At 69.0% G+C, this 13,868-nt stretch carries 15 protein-coding genes and 1 tRNA gene; 7 read left to right on the forward strand and 9 right to left on the reverse strand.

Going from position 1 to position 13,868, the window contains the following annotated elements; genetic code table 11:
* Positions 1-36: 36 nt before the first annotated feature.
* Together ACFOYW_RS03990 and ACFOYW_RS03995 are read right to left on the reverse strand one after the other, a co-directional pair.
* Positions 37-1,563, reverse strand: a complete 1,527-nt coding sequence (locus tag ACFOYW_RS03990; protein ID WP_390227895.1) for a molybdopterin-dependent oxidoreductase — start codon at positions 1,561-1,563, stop codon at positions 37-39.
* 25 nt (positions 1,564-1,588) lie between these two features.
* Positions 1,589-2,695, reverse strand: coding sequence for a glycosyltransferase (locus ACFOYW_RS03995; RefSeq protein WP_390227387.1), 1,107 nt, complete (start codon positions 2,693-2,695; stop codon positions 1,589-1,591).
* Between the two features lie 59 nt (positions 2,696-2,754).
* Between ACFOYW_RS03995 and purT the strand changes: the two genes are divergently transcribed.
* The 3 genes from purT (at position 2,755) to ACFOYW_RS04010 (ending at position 5,375) form a co-directional block, all read left to right on the forward strand.
* Positions 2,755-3,999, forward strand: a complete 1,245-nt coding sequence (gene purT, locus ACFOYW_RS04000) for a formate-dependent phosphoribosylglycinamide formyltransferase (protein ID WP_390227388.1) — start codon at positions 2,755-2,757, stop codon at positions 3,997-3,999.
* Between the two features lie 4 nt (positions 4,000-4,003).
* Positions 4,004-4,867 carry an alpha/beta fold hydrolase gene (locus tag ACFOYW_RS04005; RefSeq protein ID WP_390227389.1) on the forward strand — a complete coding sequence of 288 codons (864 nt, stop codon included), beginning with the start codon at positions 4,004-4,006 and terminating at the stop codon, positions 4,865-4,867.
* A gap of 169 nt (positions 4,868-5,036) precedes the next feature.
* Positions 5,037-5,375: a DUF7882 family protein gene (locus ACFOYW_RS04010; RefSeq protein WP_390227391.1), complete on the forward strand. Its 339-nt coding sequence runs from the start codon at positions 5,037-5,039 to the stop codon at positions 5,373-5,375.
* Positions 5,376-5,396: 21 nt separating this feature from the next.
* Here ACFOYW_RS04010 and ACFOYW_RS04015 read toward each other — a convergent pair whose 3' ends face one another.
* Both ACFOYW_RS04015 and ACFOYW_RS04020 read right to left on the reverse strand, forming a co-directional pair.
* On the reverse strand, positions 5,397-5,888 hold the full coding sequence (locus ACFOYW_RS04015) for an FBP domain-containing protein (protein WP_390227393.1): 492 nt from the start codon (positions 5,886-5,888) through the stop codon (positions 5,397-5,399).
* Between the two features lie 11 nt (positions 5,889-5,899).
* A complete protein-coding gene (locus ACFOYW_RS04020; protein WP_390227394.1) occupies positions 5,900-6,550 on the reverse strand; it encodes an antibiotic biosynthesis monooxygenase in 651 nt (216 codons plus the stop codon).
* 57 nt (positions 6,551-6,607) lie between these two features.
* Between ACFOYW_RS04020 and ACFOYW_RS04025 the strand changes: the two genes are divergently transcribed.
* Positions 6,608-7,528 carry an LLM class F420-dependent oxidoreductase gene (locus ACFOYW_RS04025; RefSeq protein WP_390227395.1) on the forward strand — a complete coding sequence of 307 codons (921 nt, stop codon included), beginning with the start codon at positions 6,608-6,610 and terminating at the stop codon, positions 7,526-7,528.
* 11 nt (positions 7,529-7,539) lie between these two features.
* Here the strand turns inward: ACFOYW_RS04025 and ACFOYW_RS04030 are convergent, their stop codons facing one another.
* Genes ACFOYW_RS04030 through ACFOYW_RS04045 form a run of 4 tightly spaced genes read right to left on the reverse strand, consistent with a single transcriptional unit; the run spans position 7,540 to position 11,514 of the window.
* On the reverse strand, positions 7,540-8,289 hold the full coding sequence (locus ACFOYW_RS04030) for a siderophore-interacting protein (RefSeq protein ID WP_390227396.1): 750 nt from the start codon (positions 8,287-8,289) through the stop codon (positions 7,540-7,542).
* Positions 8,290-8,316: 27 nt separating this feature from the next.
* Positions 8,317-9,981 carry an APC family permease gene (locus ACFOYW_RS04035; RefSeq protein WP_390227397.1) on the reverse strand — a complete coding sequence of 555 codons (1,665 nt, stop codon included), beginning with the start codon at positions 9,979-9,981 and terminating at the stop codon, positions 8,317-8,319.
* A gap of 46 nt (positions 9,982-10,027) precedes the next feature.
* Positions 10,028-10,807, reverse strand: coding sequence for an inositol monophosphatase family protein (locus ACFOYW_RS04040; protein ID WP_390227398.1), 780 nt, complete (start codon positions 10,805-10,807; stop codon positions 10,028-10,030).
* Complete coding sequence (locus ACFOYW_RS04045) at positions 10,804-11,514, reverse strand: DUF72 domain-containing protein (RefSeq protein WP_390227399.1); 711 nt, start codon at positions 11,512-11,514, stop codon at positions 10,804-10,806. The genes ACFOYW_RS04040 and ACFOYW_RS04045 overlap by 4 nt, the downstream gene beginning before the upstream one ends.
* 174 nt (positions 11,515-11,688) lie before the next feature.
* On the opposite strand from ACFOYW_RS04045, the gene ACFOYW_RS04050 reads away from it, so the two are divergent.
* A tRNA-Lys gene (locus ACFOYW_RS04050) sits at positions 11,689-11,761 on the forward strand.
* A 133-nt stretch (positions 11,762-11,894) separates the two neighbouring features.
* Here ACFOYW_RS04050 and ACFOYW_RS04055 read toward each other — a convergent pair.
* Positions 11,895-12,347: an anthrone oxygenase family protein gene (locus ACFOYW_RS04055; RefSeq protein ID WP_390227400.1), complete on the reverse strand. Its 453-nt coding sequence runs from the start codon at positions 12,345-12,347 to the stop codon at positions 11,895-11,897.
* Positions 12,348-12,434: 87 nt separating this feature from the next.
* On the opposite strand from ACFOYW_RS04055, the gene ACFOYW_RS04060 reads away from it, so the two are divergent.
* Positions 12,435-13,019, forward strand: a complete 585-nt coding sequence (locus tag ACFOYW_RS04060; protein ID WP_390227401.1) for a TetR/AcrR family transcriptional regulator — start codon at positions 12,435-12,437, stop codon at positions 13,017-13,019.
* A gap of 74 nt (positions 13,020-13,093) precedes the next feature.
* Positions 13,094-13,867 carry a hypothetical protein gene (locus ACFOYW_RS04065; RefSeq protein WP_390227402.1) on the forward strand — a complete coding sequence of 258 codons (774 nt, stop codon included), beginning with the start codon at positions 13,094-13,096 and terminating at the stop codon, positions 13,865-13,867.
* Position 13,868 lies beyond the last annotated feature (1 nt).

Raw genomic sequence — 13,868 nt, forward strand, 5'->3', positions numbered from 1 at the left:
GTGCCTTCGAGGCGACGTCATGACGCGGCGACCGGGTCAGGATGCTACGGACACGCTGACGCTGTCCCAGCCGCTTGCACCGTTGGGGACAGGCTGCGCGTAGGTCGACGTCTGCAGCTCGCCGGTGGCACTCGTCGCGCGCACCGTGAGGTGATGGTTTCCGGCCGACGCTTCCCAGGGCCACCGCCACTGCACCCACGTGTCGGCCGCGAGTTCGCGCGCGAGCTCGGCCTCGTGCCACGGACCGTTGTCGACTTGCACCTCGACCTTCGAGATGCCGACGTGCTGGTCCCACGCGACGCCGGCGACCCAGACCCGGCCCGGCTTCACCCGGCGCCCGGCCCGCGGCACGTCGATGCGCGACTCGATCTTGACGGGGCCCTTCTCTGCCCAGCCCTGTTTCGTCCAGTACGAGGTGCGGTCCGCGAAGCGAGTGACCTCGAGGTCGGTGACCCATTTCGTCGCCGAGACGTAGCCGTACAGCCCCGGAACGACGAGGCGCGCCGGAAAACCGTGCACGAACGGCAGCGGCTCGCCGTTCATGCCGATCGCGAGCAGGGCCGCGCGGCCCGGGTCGTTGAGCGCCGACAGGGGAGTGGCCGCGGTCCACCCGTCGAAGCTCGACGAGAACACCATGTCGGCGTCGCCGGTGACGCCCGCGCGCTCGAGGAGCAGCCGAACGGGGTAGCCGAGCCACTTCGCCGTGCTGATCAGGTCGCCCCCGACCTCGTTCGACACGCAGGCGAGCGTGACGTAGTGCTCCTCCATCGGCAGCGCGGTGAGCTCGCTCCAGTCGAGGGTGAAGGGCCTCTCGACCATGCCGTGCACCTTGAGCGACCACTTCGCGGGGTCGAGCTGCGGGATCGTGAGCTCGGTGTCGGTGCGGTAGAAGTCGCCGTTGGCCGTGATGAGGGGCGTGATGCCGGGCACGTCGAGCGAGGCGGCGGCCGGCGGGGGCGCGATGGCTGTGCGGGGCCGGGGCAGCCGGAACGCCGCGCGCGCGTTCGCCGCTGCGGCCGCGGTGCGCGTGAGCAGCTCGCCGCCGAGCGTTGCGACAACGCCGATCGCGGCCGTGGCCGCGGCCCAGGTGAGAAAGCTGCGTCGCGTCGGCGCGATACCGACGCGCGGGTCGCGCTCGGGGGGCATACGCCGCACGAGGAACGCGAGCACCCACGCGCCCACGATGCCGGTGACGACGGAGGGCACGATCGCGAGGCTCGTCGCGTCGCCCCGCGTGATCGCTGCGGCCACCCCGATTGCGCCGCCGACGAGGATGATCGTGCGCCCGAGCCACGGCCGTCGTAGTTCGAGAACCCCCGCGAGCGCCGCGAGCACGACGACGAGCACGGTGATCAGCGTGAGCAGGAACGTCTTGTCATGCTCGCCGAACACGTGGATGACGGCCTCTTTGAGGCCGCCGGGAGTCAAGTCGATGATTGCCGCACCGACGACCGTCAGGGGGCTGAAGGCCCGCGCCAGAATCCCCGCGACGACGCCACCGGCGCCGAGGCCGAGAAGCACTGCCGCGATGCCGGCGGCTGCTGCGAGCCAGCTCCGAGTCATCCTCACGCGGCTGATCGTACGTCGCTCAGCTACTTGTGGTCTGTGGCTGCTCCTCGCCCGCGAGCTGCCGGTAGACGACGCGCTCGTGGTACGCGTAGCGCATCATGAACCCGGCGACGAGCAGGATGCCTTGGACCAGCACCGTGTGGTGGTGCAGGTGCAGGAAGTGCACGATGAGGAAGAGCACGAAGGTGCGCACCGCGGTCTCGAGCGCGTTGAAGCCGGCGGAGTGCGCGAACCGCCACCAGAGCCGCCGTGCTCCCGCCCGCAGGTCGTGATACAGCGTGAGTTCCTGCGCGGTGAAGTTGCCGAGGATCGTGACGGCGCCTGCGATGACGGCCGCCGACAGATAGTCCATTCCGCCGTGCTGCAGGCCGCCCATGATGAGCAGGTTTGCGATGGCGCCGCAGAATCCGATCAGCGCGAAGCCCGGCAGTCGCCCGATCCGCAGCTCGACGATCTGCGCCGTGAGCCGCCAGACCTGCTTCACGTCGGCCTTCGACTCGCCGCCGCCGCGCGGCGCGAGAGTCGCGGGTATTTCGGTCACCCTCATCTGCTTCCGGCAGAGGATCTCAAGCAGGATCTTGAACCCGCGCGGCTTCAGCAGCGAGAGGTCGAGCGCGTCGAGCCGTACGGCGAAGAAGCCGGACATGGGGTCGGATGCGCCGCGCAGCTTGCGCGGGAAGAGCAGCTTCGTGAGGCGCGTCGAGAAGCCGGTGAGAAACCGGCGCAGACCGTTGGAGAGGCCCTCCGCCGAGCCGCCCTTCAGGAATCGCGAGCCGGCGACCACCTCGGCGTCGCCGCCGAGGGCCTTGTCGATCAGCCCGGGGAGCATCTCGGGCGGGTGCTGGAGGTCGCCGTCCATCACGACGGCCCAGCGGGCGTCCGCCGCGCGGAAGCCTTCCATGACCGCGCCGCCGAGGCCGTCGGCCGGCACGTCGCGGTGGATCAGACGCACCGGAATGGAGTGCCGCGCCGCGGTCCGACGGATCACCGCAGGGGTATCGTCCGTCGAGTCGTCGACGAAGACGATCTCGACCGAACGGCCACCCACCGCCTTCTCGGTGCGGGTGACGAGTTCCTCGACGTTCAACGATTCGTTGAACGTGGGAACGATGACGGTGACATCCATTAGAAGACGACGTTATCCCGACTGCCGCTGAGAATGTGCCAAGGACGAGAATGGGCGTGATGACCACCAACGGAGCGCCGCTCGGCGCGCGCATCGGAACCCCAGGAACCCCTTCAGGCACCACCGCTCTGCTGCTCGGCAGCGGCGAGCTCGGTAAAGAGGTCGTGATCGAACTGCAGCGCCTCGGCATCGAGGTGGTGGCCGTCGATCGCTACCCGGCGGCGCCTGCGATGCAGGTCGCGCACCGTTCGCGCGTGATCGACATGCGCGACGCGGACGCACTGCGCGAGCTGCTGCTCGAGGAGCGCCCGGATGTCGTGATCCCCGAGATCGAGGCCATCGCCACGCAGGTGCTGGCTGAACTCGAGGCGAATGCGTCGCTGCGTGTCGCCCCGAGTGCGCACGCCACGGTCCTCACGATGAACCGCGAGGGCATCCGCCGACTGGCGGCGGAGCAGCTCGGGCTGCCGACGAGCCGGTACCGCTTCGTCGAGTCGCTCGCGGACTTCGAGTCCGCCGCCGCCGAGCTGGGCTGGCCCGCGGTCATCAAGCCCGTGATGTCCTCGTCGGGAAAGGGCCAGTCGGTGGTCCGCGACGCGTCCGAGCTCGAGGCCGCCTGGAAGTATGCGCAGACCGGCGGTCGCGGCAGCGCTGAGTCCTCTGGGGCGGTGCGCTGCATCGTCGAGGGCTTCATCGACTTCGATACCGAGATCACCCAGCTGACCGTGCAGCATGCCGGCGGCACGCTGTTCCTCGATCCGGTCTTCCACCGGCAGGTGGCCGGCGACTATGTCGAGAGCTGGCAGGAGCCGGAGGGCGCCCCGACGTTGCCCGCGGGAGTGCGGGACGAGGCGCAGGCCGTGGCGGGGCGGGTCACCGAGGCACTCGGAGGCTACGGAATCTTCGGCGTGGAGCTGTTCGTGCGCGGCTCGGAGGTCGTCTTCTCCGAGGTGTCACCGCGCCCGCACGACACAGGACTCGTGACCCTCGCGAGCCAGGACATCAGCGAGTTCCAGCTCCACGCGCGCGCCGTGCTGGGGCTCCCCGCTCCCGCCGTGACGCGTTTTCCGGGAGCGGCGGCGAGCGTGCCGATCAAGGTCGAAGGGTCCGGCGTGCCGGTGTTCAGCGGCGTGGGCGACGCGCTCGCGAGCGATTCGAGCGTGCAGGTGCGCCTGTTCGGCAAACCGCGCGTCGACGGCGAGCGGCGGGTCGCCGTCGTGCTCGCGCGGAGCGCGACGACGGAGTCTGCGCGGGCAGTTGCGCAGCGCGCGGCGGCCCTGATCCGGGTCGAGCTGGAGGAGTAGAGCGATGACGGATGCCGGGGCCACGCTGACGTTGCCCGATGGCCGCGAGGCGCACTGGTTCGACACCGGCGCCGTGCAAGCGCCCGTCGTCGTGTGGCACCACGGCACTCCGAGCGACGGGCGCATCTACGGCGTTCTGCGCGAGGCGGCCGTGGCGCGGGGCATCCGCGTCATCTCCGTCGCCCGGCCGGGCTACCCGGGCTCGACGCGCCGCATCGGCCGCACCGTCGCGGACAGTGCGCGCGACGTGCTCGCCGTCCTTGATGCAGCGGGGGTCGAACGCTTCGCGGCGGTCGGCTCGTCAGGGGGCGGCCCGCACGCACTCGCACTCGCGGCGGTCGCCGGCGAGCGGGCCACCGGTGTCGCGACGTTCGCGTCCCTCGCGCCCTACGACGATGATCCTGAGTGGTTCGAGGGCATGGCCGACCCGAGCGCGCTGGAGGCGGCAGTCCGCGGCCTCGAGGCGCGCACCCGCCACGACGACGAGGCCGAGTTCGACCCGGCGGTCTTCAGCGCGGCCGACTGGGCGGCTCTGCAGGGCGACTGGGCTGAGATGGGCGCCGACGCGCAGGCGACCGGGGAGGCCGGGAACGAAGGCGCCGTCGATGACGATCGTGCGTTCGTGACGGACTGGGGAGTCGATGTGCGGCAGATCACCGCATCCGTTCTCATCGTCCACGGCGACGAGGACCGCATGGTGCCCGCCGGGCATGCCACACGGCTGCTGTGCCTGCTGCCGGACGCGACGTCGTGGTGGTTCGCCGACGACGGCCACGTCTCCGGGCTCAGGGCGCTCGGAAGCGCTCTCGACTGGCTGCTCGAGCACGATCTGTCAAGCCCCTCCCGTGGCCCCGTAGCCGGCCCGTAACGTCCTCTGGATGTCCCACCACAGCAGCGCAGACGAAGAAGAGGTACTTTCGGCCGACGAATGCCCGGTGTGTCACGGCGTGTTGACCGAGAAGGACGGCGTTCCCTACTGCCCCTCCTGCGACCTCAAGTTCACGCCGTGAACTGACCGTCTGTGTCATGCTGACAACGTGGGGTATCTGATCTACGGTGCGGGCGCCGAGTACGAATTCGACGACCGGGTACTTGCGCACCTCAAAATCGCGATCGTCGCGAAACTGCGGCTGCAGGAGTCGTTCCTCATCAACTGGACGGTTCCGAGCGGCAGCGGCTCAGGTCGCATCAGCCTGTGGATCTCGGCCGGAATTCCGCTGCAGTTCCGCTTCGCCGGCAGCAAGCCGCCGGAGCTCAACCGCGTGTGGCTCGACGCGCTGGCGCGCTCGTCGCACGGAATCCGCGGCATGGTCGTCATGGGCGAGGAAGAAGCCGTCGAGTACCTGAAGGCCGCCGGGGCGCCGTCGGCTCTCTAGCGCTCGTCCCGCCGACCGCGATCAGTTCGCGGTCTTCAGCACGTCGCCCGTGAAATTGCGCACGCGCTGAAGCAACGCGGCGCCGCGTCGAGCGATCTGCTCGGGAGGGTTGAGGTGCGGCGGCTGACGGCGGATGAGCAGCGAGCACGCGAGGTCCTCGCAGATGTAGGTGCCGATCGTGTTGCCATTGCGGCCCGCCTCACCAGCCCGCGGGGTCGAGAACATGCGCACCTGCGTGGCCGGCTGCGGTGAGTGGCAGAACGAGCACATCGCGGCGATGCCGGCACGCAACGAGCCGCCGGCGGCCCGGACCACGATGCCGACCGGAGTGCTCTCGGCATCGTCCCAGTGCACGAGGTAGCCGAGATGAGAGGCCTGCGCGTCGCGCCAGCCGAGGAACTCGCGCTCGTCCCAGATCGTCTCGTGGAGGCCGGGGAGCGGAAGTCGCTCGAGCTGTTCCGGTGTGGCGTTGACGAATGCGGCGCGAATGTCGTCCTCGGTCAGGGCCCTCATGATGAGCCAGCTTAACCCCGGGGCGTCCGCGTATTCCGGGGCGCATTGAGCCACGGCTTGAGCCAGCCGGTCACGAGCGGCAGCACGAACGGCACCATGATCGGGCAGAGCACGGCCGTCGAGATGAGGCTGCGCAGCCACAGCGGCAGCAGCCCGTAATCGGGCCACAGCCACGCGATCGCGTAGTTGAACGCGGCGTTGACGGGGAAGAAGCCGCACCAGATGGCGATGGTCTGCTTCCACGGCGGCGGGGCGACGGGCGCGGTTTCCGTCGCACTGCGGCCGTCGTCCTGCGGAGCGTCGAACCAGCCCTCGATGCCGGTGCGGCGCTCGGTGCGCTGGTGGGTGACGAGCTCGCGTCCGCGGTCGAGCCAGGCGGCACGTTCGTCGGAGTTCTCCCACGCATCCAGCCGCTCGCGGTCGGCGAAGCGGTAGAGCATGTGCCATTCCTCGCCGTCGGCGGTGCCGCGGACCCAGCCGGAGCCCAAGAATCCGTCGTAGCGGTTCGCGAGGTTCACACCGGCCTGCACCCAGCGCGTCGCCTCGGGGATCTTCTCGGGCTTGACGAGTCGGGTGATGCTGACGGTGATCGGCACGGTGCTTGTCGCGGTGTGCGTGATGGTGTGCGTAGTGGTGTCGCTGAAGCGCTCTTGTGGAGGCATGCCACGAGAGTAGGCGGCGCAGATTTCGAGCATGCAACACCGCCCTAGGCTCGAGACGTGGACTTCCGCATTTTCATCGAGCCCCAGCAGGGCGCCACCTATCAGACCCAGCTCACCGTCGCACAGAAAGCAGAGGCCCTCGGCTTCGACGCGTTCTTCCGCAGCGACCACTTCCTCGCGATGAGCGGGGACGGACTGCCCGGCCCGACCGACTCCTGGGTCACGCTCGGTGCGATCGGGCGAGAGACCTCATCCATCCGCCTCGGCACGCTCGTGACCTCGGCGACGTTCCGCCACCCGGCGCTGACCGCGATCCAGGTCGCCCAGGTCGACGAGATGTCGGGCGGTCGCGTCGAGCTCGGCCTCGGCGCAGGCTGGTTCCAGCGCGAGCACGAGGCCTACGGCATTCCGTTCCCCGCGCGCCGGTTCGGGCCGTTCGAAGAGCAGCTCGCGGTCATCACCGGCCTGTGGAGCACGCCCGCGGGGGAGACCTTCTCCTTCTCGGGCGAGCACTACACCGTCGTCGAGTCGCCGGCGCTGCCGAAGCCTGTGCAGACTCCGGTGCCGCTGATCATCGGCGGCAGCGGCGCGAAGCGCACGCCCGAGCTCGCCGTGAAATACGCCGCCGAGTACAACACCAACTTCACCGGCGACGCCGCTCTCAAGACGAATGTCGACCGGGTGCGGTCCACTGCCGAGGCCGCGGGGCGCGACCCACAGTCGCTCGTGTACTCCGTGGCGCGCACCATCGCACTCGGCGCGACCGAGGCCGAGGCGACCCGACGCGCGGCGACGATCGAGCGCGACCCGCACCAGCTCACCGCCGACGGCTTCTACGGCACCCCGCAGCAGGTCGTCGACCGGATCGGCGCGCTCACCGAGTTCGGCATCAGCCGGGTGTACTTCCAGGTGCTCGACTTGAGCGACCTCGACCACCTCGAGCTCATCGCGCGGGAGGTCATGCCGCACTTCGCGTGAGGCAGCCGGCGTCAGTCGGGGTCGCTCGGGTCGATCGGCGCGTGGTGGTCGAGGCCGGCCGCCCCGTACCGCCAGTACCCGCTCGCCTGCACCTGCTCAGGCGGCAGTTCGAGTTCGCGGCGCAGGTAGCGTCGCAGCGGCGCGAGGGTCGTCGCCTCGCCTGCGAGGAAGAAGAACGTCTGGTCATCGAACGGCGCGAGCGCGCGCAGCGCCGTCATCAGCTCGCTCGGCGCATACGGGGTGACCGCGGCACGCTCGGGCACTCGGGTGCCGAAGTATTCCTCAGGGGCGGAGTCGAGGGGCCACGCGAGCACGTCGACGGGCAGTTGGTCGCCGGCGGCCTCGAGCCAGCGGGCGGCTGCCGGGAACGCCGTCTCGTCGACGACGATGACGAGGCGGTTGACCCCCTGCGGCGCGAGCTGCGAACCGCGGGGTCCGGCGACGACGAGCTCGTCGCCGGGCTGCGCGCCGGTCGCCCACACCGTCGCCGGGCCCTCGTCGCCGTGCAGGACGAAGTCGAGGTCGAGCTCGTCGGGGTGCTCGTCGTTCGCCGGGTGGAACGCAGCCGGGGTGTAATCGCGGGAGTCGCCGTTCGGGAAGAACAGCTTGACGTGATCCGCGGGCCCGGGGGCTGTGAAGCCGTCGAGTTCGGGGCCGGTCAGCGTGATGCGGGTGATCCTTGCGGTGAGCGGTGTCGTTCGCACGACGGTCAGGGTGCGGCGGGTGAGGTCGTGGCGGATGCGTTCGCGCGTGAAGGCCATGACACCACGCTATGCCGACGGGCCGCTTCAGCGGGCCGCGGGGGAGACATCCGTCTGCAGCTCATCGCTGGACGCCGCATCTCGCTGGCCGCGCAGTTCCTCGACCAGCTCGGGACGCGCGCGCATGTAGTTCGTGCCCGACTGCGTGCCCCAGATGTAGAGCCCGGCGGCGAGGACGGCGAGGACGACCGAATCCCACGGGCTCGGAATGAGGCCGAGGCCGCCGAAGCCGCCGATCGCCGACATGCCGTAGACGACCGCGAGGTAGACGACGAGCCAGATCCCGCCGACGACCTCACCGACGCCGTGGTGCTGGATCACGTAGGTGACCGCGTACCAGATCAGACCGACGGCGATGATCGGGATGGTGAGCACCAGCTCTGACCATGGCACCCAATAGATCACCAGGGCGCTCACGATGAAGGCGAACGGCGCGATGAGCGTCATTCCGGGCAGGCGATCGGCGGGGTCGGAGAGGTTCGCGCGGCGGAAGGCGACGAGCGAGACCGAGCCGATCGAGAACGTGAACGCGATCAACGTGCCGGTGACGCCGATGATCGCGTGCCAGCTCGGCAGGGGCAGCAGAAAGAGGATGCCGACGATGAAGTTCGTGAGCAGGGCGCGACGCGGCACGCCCGAGCGCGGGTTCACGCGGGCGAGCCAGGCGGGGAAGAACCGGTTCTTCGCGAGGCCGAACATGTTGCGCGCGTTCGACGCCGTGAACACGATGCCCGAGCCGGAGGGCGAGATCATCGAGTCGGCGATGAGGATCCAGTACAGCCACGTGAAGCCGAGCAGCATCGCGAGCTGGGCGAAGGGCGAGTCGAAGTTGATGCCGCTCCAGCCGTGGCCGAGCAGATGCTGGGGCACGCCGAAGATGAACGCGGTCTGAAGCAGCAGGTACAGCACGATCGCGAGCAGGATCGTCGTCACGAGCGAGGCCGGGATGTTGCGGCGGGGATTGCGCACCTCACCCGACAGCTCGACGATGTTGCGGAAGCCGGTGTAGGCGAACACCATGCCCGCCGTCGCGATAGTGCCGAGCGCCGCGCCCATGCCGTAGGGCGCGAAGCCCCCGCCGGCGCTGAAGTTGCTCGGACCGCCGGCGTGGCCCGTGTGCGTGAAGCCGCTGAGCAGCAGCATGACGATCGTGAGGGTCGGGATGCAGATCTTCACCGCGGTCACGATGTTGTTGCTGCGTGCGAAGAACTGCACGCCGAAGTAGTTCACGACGACGAATACCGCCATCAGCGCGACGGCGATGACGATGCCGAAGCCGGTCAGCTGGCTGTGGCTGAAGAGCCCCGGGATGTACGAGCTCGCGTACTGCACCACGCCCGAGGCCTCGGTGGGCGGGTTGGCGACGTAGGTCACCCACATGCTCCAGCCGACGATGCTCGCCGCGAAGCGCCCGTTCGAGTACAGCGGGTAGCGCACGAGACCGCCCGATTCGGGGTGGACCATGCCGAGCTCGGCGAAGACGAGCGCAACGGCGAGCATCACGGCGCCGCCGATCACCCACGCGACGAGCGAAGCGGGTCCCGCGGTCTGCGCCGCGTACATGGCGGAGAACAGCCAGCCCGAGCCGATCACGCTGCCGATGCCGGTGGCCACGAGCGACCAGTAGCCGAGTCGCTGCTTGAGGTGGCTGTCCTCGCTCGCGGGTGTGGAGGCTCCAGAGGTGCTGTCCATAGTTCTTTCGTACCCCAAATGGGGCACATGAATCTACGGAGCCTGGTCAGCGCTCAATTCTGCTGAGGAGCTCGTCGTGGAGCACCCCGTTGCTCGCAAGCGCGCTGCCGTGCCACGGGCCGGTCTCGCCCGTGGCCGCCGTGAACCGGCCGCCGGCCTCCTCGACGAGGAGTGCGAGCGGAGCGACGTCGTACGCCTTCACGTCGAACTCGCCGACCGCGTCGATGAGGCCTTCGGCGAGCAGCGTGTACGCCCACAGGTCGCCGTAGGCGCGATCGCGCCACACGTCGTCGACCAGCGCGAGCAGCTTGTCGAGGTAGCCGGCGTCACGCCACTGATGGATCGACTGAAAACTGACGGATGCCTCGTCGAGGCGTGCCGTGCTCGACACGTGCAGCCGCTCGGGCTCAGCGCCCGGGGCGCTGCGCTTCCACGCCCCTGCGCCTTTCGCCGCCCACCAGCGCTGACCGCCGAGTGCGGGCATGCTCGCGACGCCTGCGACGACCTCGCCGTCGACGGCGAGAGCGATCAGCGTGCCCCACAGCGGGACCCCGCGAAGATAGTTGGCCGTGCCGTCGATCGGGTCGATGATCCACTGTCGGTTCGAGTCACCCTCGACCCCGAACTCCTCGCCGAAGATCGCGTCACCCGGGTGCTCGGCAGCGATCAGCTCGCGGATCGTGCGCTCGACGGCCTGGTCGGCGTCGGTCACATGTGTGCGGTCGGCCTTCGTTGCAACACGCAAATCGTTGGCACGGAATCGGTCGGTTGAGATGAGGTCGGCCGCATCGGCCAAGTGGTGTGCGAAATCGAGGTCGGCGGTCACCTGGCCAGCGTATCGGCCAGCGCGATCGCGTCGTGCGGGGCTCGGCCGTCGGCGTCATTGTCGAAGTAGATATATGCGTCGCGAGCCGTCTTGCGCTCGCCGCGGGTCGCGAGATCACGAATGACGGATGCCCACTGCCGCAGCTCCTTCGGCGTGTACCCGCCGCGGTAGAGCTCGTGGGCGCCATGGAGGCGCACGTAGACGATGTCGGACGGAGCATCCGCTTTCTCGGCACTGCTCCCGCCGACGAAGACCGGCCACTCGCCAGCGCCGTCCGACGCGACGAGCGCGATGTTGTGCTTGTGCAACAGCCGGGTCGCGAGCGGGTCGGCGAAGCTCTCGTGTCTCGGCTCGATCGCGTGATGCAGACGATGGCCGTCGTGCGTGCGGGGGAGCGCGGCGCAGAACCTCTCGAACAGCTCCGCGTCGAAGGCGCGCGTCTTGGGGAACTGCCACAGCAGAGGGCCGAGGCGGTCTTCGAGCCGGAAGACGCCGGAGTCGAAGAAGCGGTCGACGGCGCTCTGCAGTCGATCGGAACCGATCAGCTGCGTGATGAGTCGGCTGCCCTTGACCGCGAAGCGGAAGCCCGGCGGGGTGGCGTCGCGCCAGCGCTCGTACGATTCGGGGCGCTGCAGCGAGTAGAAGGACCCGTTGAGCTCGACCGAGTTCATGCTGCTCGCGAGGTACTCGAGTTCGCGCCGCTGCACCAGGCCCCTCGGGTAGAAGTCGCCGCGCCAACGGGTGTAGCGCCAGCCGGAGGTGCCGATGAAGAGCCGGCCGCCGGTCTCTCGGTCGCGCAGTGGACCCTCGATTTTGGCGCTCCTTTCGGGTTTGCTAAAGTGTTCTCTTGTGCGGTTCCCGGTTCGGGCTCCCCGCACTACGCGCCTCTAGCTCAATCGGCAGAGCAACTGACTCTTAATCAGTGGGTTCAGGGTTCAAGTCCCTGGGGGCGCACTTCATTTCGACCTCGCGTTGGCGCTGAGGAATCCCCGGCACATCGTTGCGGCGTTCGTTGAGCGCCTACCGGCTGTGCGTGGTGCGCATGGTGAGGAAGCTCCAGCTCGCCCCATCGGCGCGGCCGGTGAAGTCAGAGGCTGGTCGTCGCCACGAGCACAAGGATGAATGCGGCGAGAATGAGGCCCACGCGCACGTGGTTGACGCGGTTCCAGCGCTGCGACTGCTCGCGCCAGTCGGCGGGGTGCTCGGCGGCGGTCCAGCGCATCGCGCGCCGATTGATCGGCACCAGCACGGCGAGCGACATCACGAGGTTGATCAGAAACAGGATCACCGCGATGACGGATGCCTGCGCAGCGGTCGTCCCCCACGTGACGGTCGCGAGCGCCACCGTCAGCACGAGCGACACGATGTACCACGGTGGCATCGCGCGCCCGAGGACGCGCGCCCCGTCGGCCTGCGCCTCGAGGGAAGGGCCGGCCGGCAGGCGCAGGACGATCGGATTGAGGAAGAACGAGACGCAGGACTCGACGCCGACCATCGTTCCGATGATCGCGGCCGTGACGATGGCGAGAGCAGTCTCCATTGCAGGATTCCCTTGAACTTAGCAACGCTAGTATTTCTAGCGGTGCTAACGTAGGCCGCACAGCCGAAATGCGCAACAGGAGGAGCCATGGCGGATTCCACCGCGAGACAGCAGCGTGCCGACGAGCGTCGGCGGCGCATCCTCGACGAGGCACGCGCCCGCGCTGACGCCGATGGCTGGTCGGCGGTCACGACCCGGCACCTCGCGGACGCGATCGGCTACACCCAGCCTGTGCTGTACGGGCACTTCCCCGGCGGCAAGACCGAGATCATGCGCACGGTGGCGCTCGAGGGCTTCGCTGAGCTCACGCAGCTCTTTCACGATGCCATCGGCCGCAAGACCGGGCGGCGCGCCGTCGAGGCGGTTGCTGTCGCGTATCTCGAGTTCGCGGCGGCGCATCCCTCGCTCTACGAGGCGATGTTTCAGCTCCCGATCGACGCCACGTTTGCGAGCGAGGACAGCGAGACCGAACTGCGCGCGGGCTTCGATGCCATTGCCGCGGTCCTCCAGGACGAGCGCGGCGCCACGACCGAGACCTTCTGGGGCGCCTTGCACGGCATCAGCTTGCTGGAGCGCGCGGGCCGCATGCGACCGGAGCACCGCGCTGCTCGGATCGCCGAGATCACCGCGCGCTTCGCGACGCAGCCCAGCAATCCCACGATCCAGCAATAGCGCAGTGCAACGCGGAGCCCACTCATCGCGAGGAGCATGACCGCACACGGAGCGGTGGTGCGATGATCGCTGTCATGACGCCCGACGAGGAGCGTGAGCTGGACCGGTTGCGCGAGCGCGCGTACGGCCCCGGTGGCGACATCCGGCGTGACGTGGTGGCGCTCGGCAGGTTGCGAGAGCTGGAAGACCGCCGTTCTGGGGCGGAACACGAGACTCTGAGCCGACGTGCAACGGGTGAGACCCTGGCACGCCCCGGGAACGCGATAACGACTACCGCGGCGTCGCTCGAGCCGCCCCGGACACCGGGGACGGCAGAAGGCAGGTTTCGGGCCTTGTCTGGCCGACGCCGCGTCCTGTTCGCACTCACGATTCTGGTCGCAATTGCCCTCGGTATCGCTGGGGGTATCGCGCTCGGGTCGCGCCATGGACGCAGCAGCCCGGGCGCCCCTGCCTCCCAAGAGGTCGCGCAGCTCAGCGTAGACGCGAGCTACAAGATTCCAGCCGCATTTCGCGGAGGTGCGGCCGGAAGCGCAACCCGAACCCCCAGCGCTGAGGGCTTTGCCGAGTTCCATGGGCTGCGCGTCGTTCTTATCCCGGCTAACGGATTCTCGCCAGACGGTGGCGACTGCCTGCTCGTCTACCCGAGCGAGTACCTCACGAGCACGAGCGCGACGAAGTACACCGGCCCCCAGTGGAACGGGTGCGCCGCCGGGCCCTTTCCCGCGACGGCTCAGCTCGTCGTGACCGACGCTCTGTCCGCCGAGACGAGATCGGCATTCCCCGGGGAGTCCCTGCGATTCGTGTATGACAAACCCGGCCACAAGGTCGACGTCTTCGCCGCGAAATGAA

Origin of the sequence: Gryllotalpicola reticulitermitis (assembly GCF_042651345.1) — a bacterium.
GTDB lineage: Bacteria > Actinomycetota > Actinomycetes > Actinomycetales > Microbacteriaceae > Gryllotalpicola > Gryllotalpicola reticulitermitis.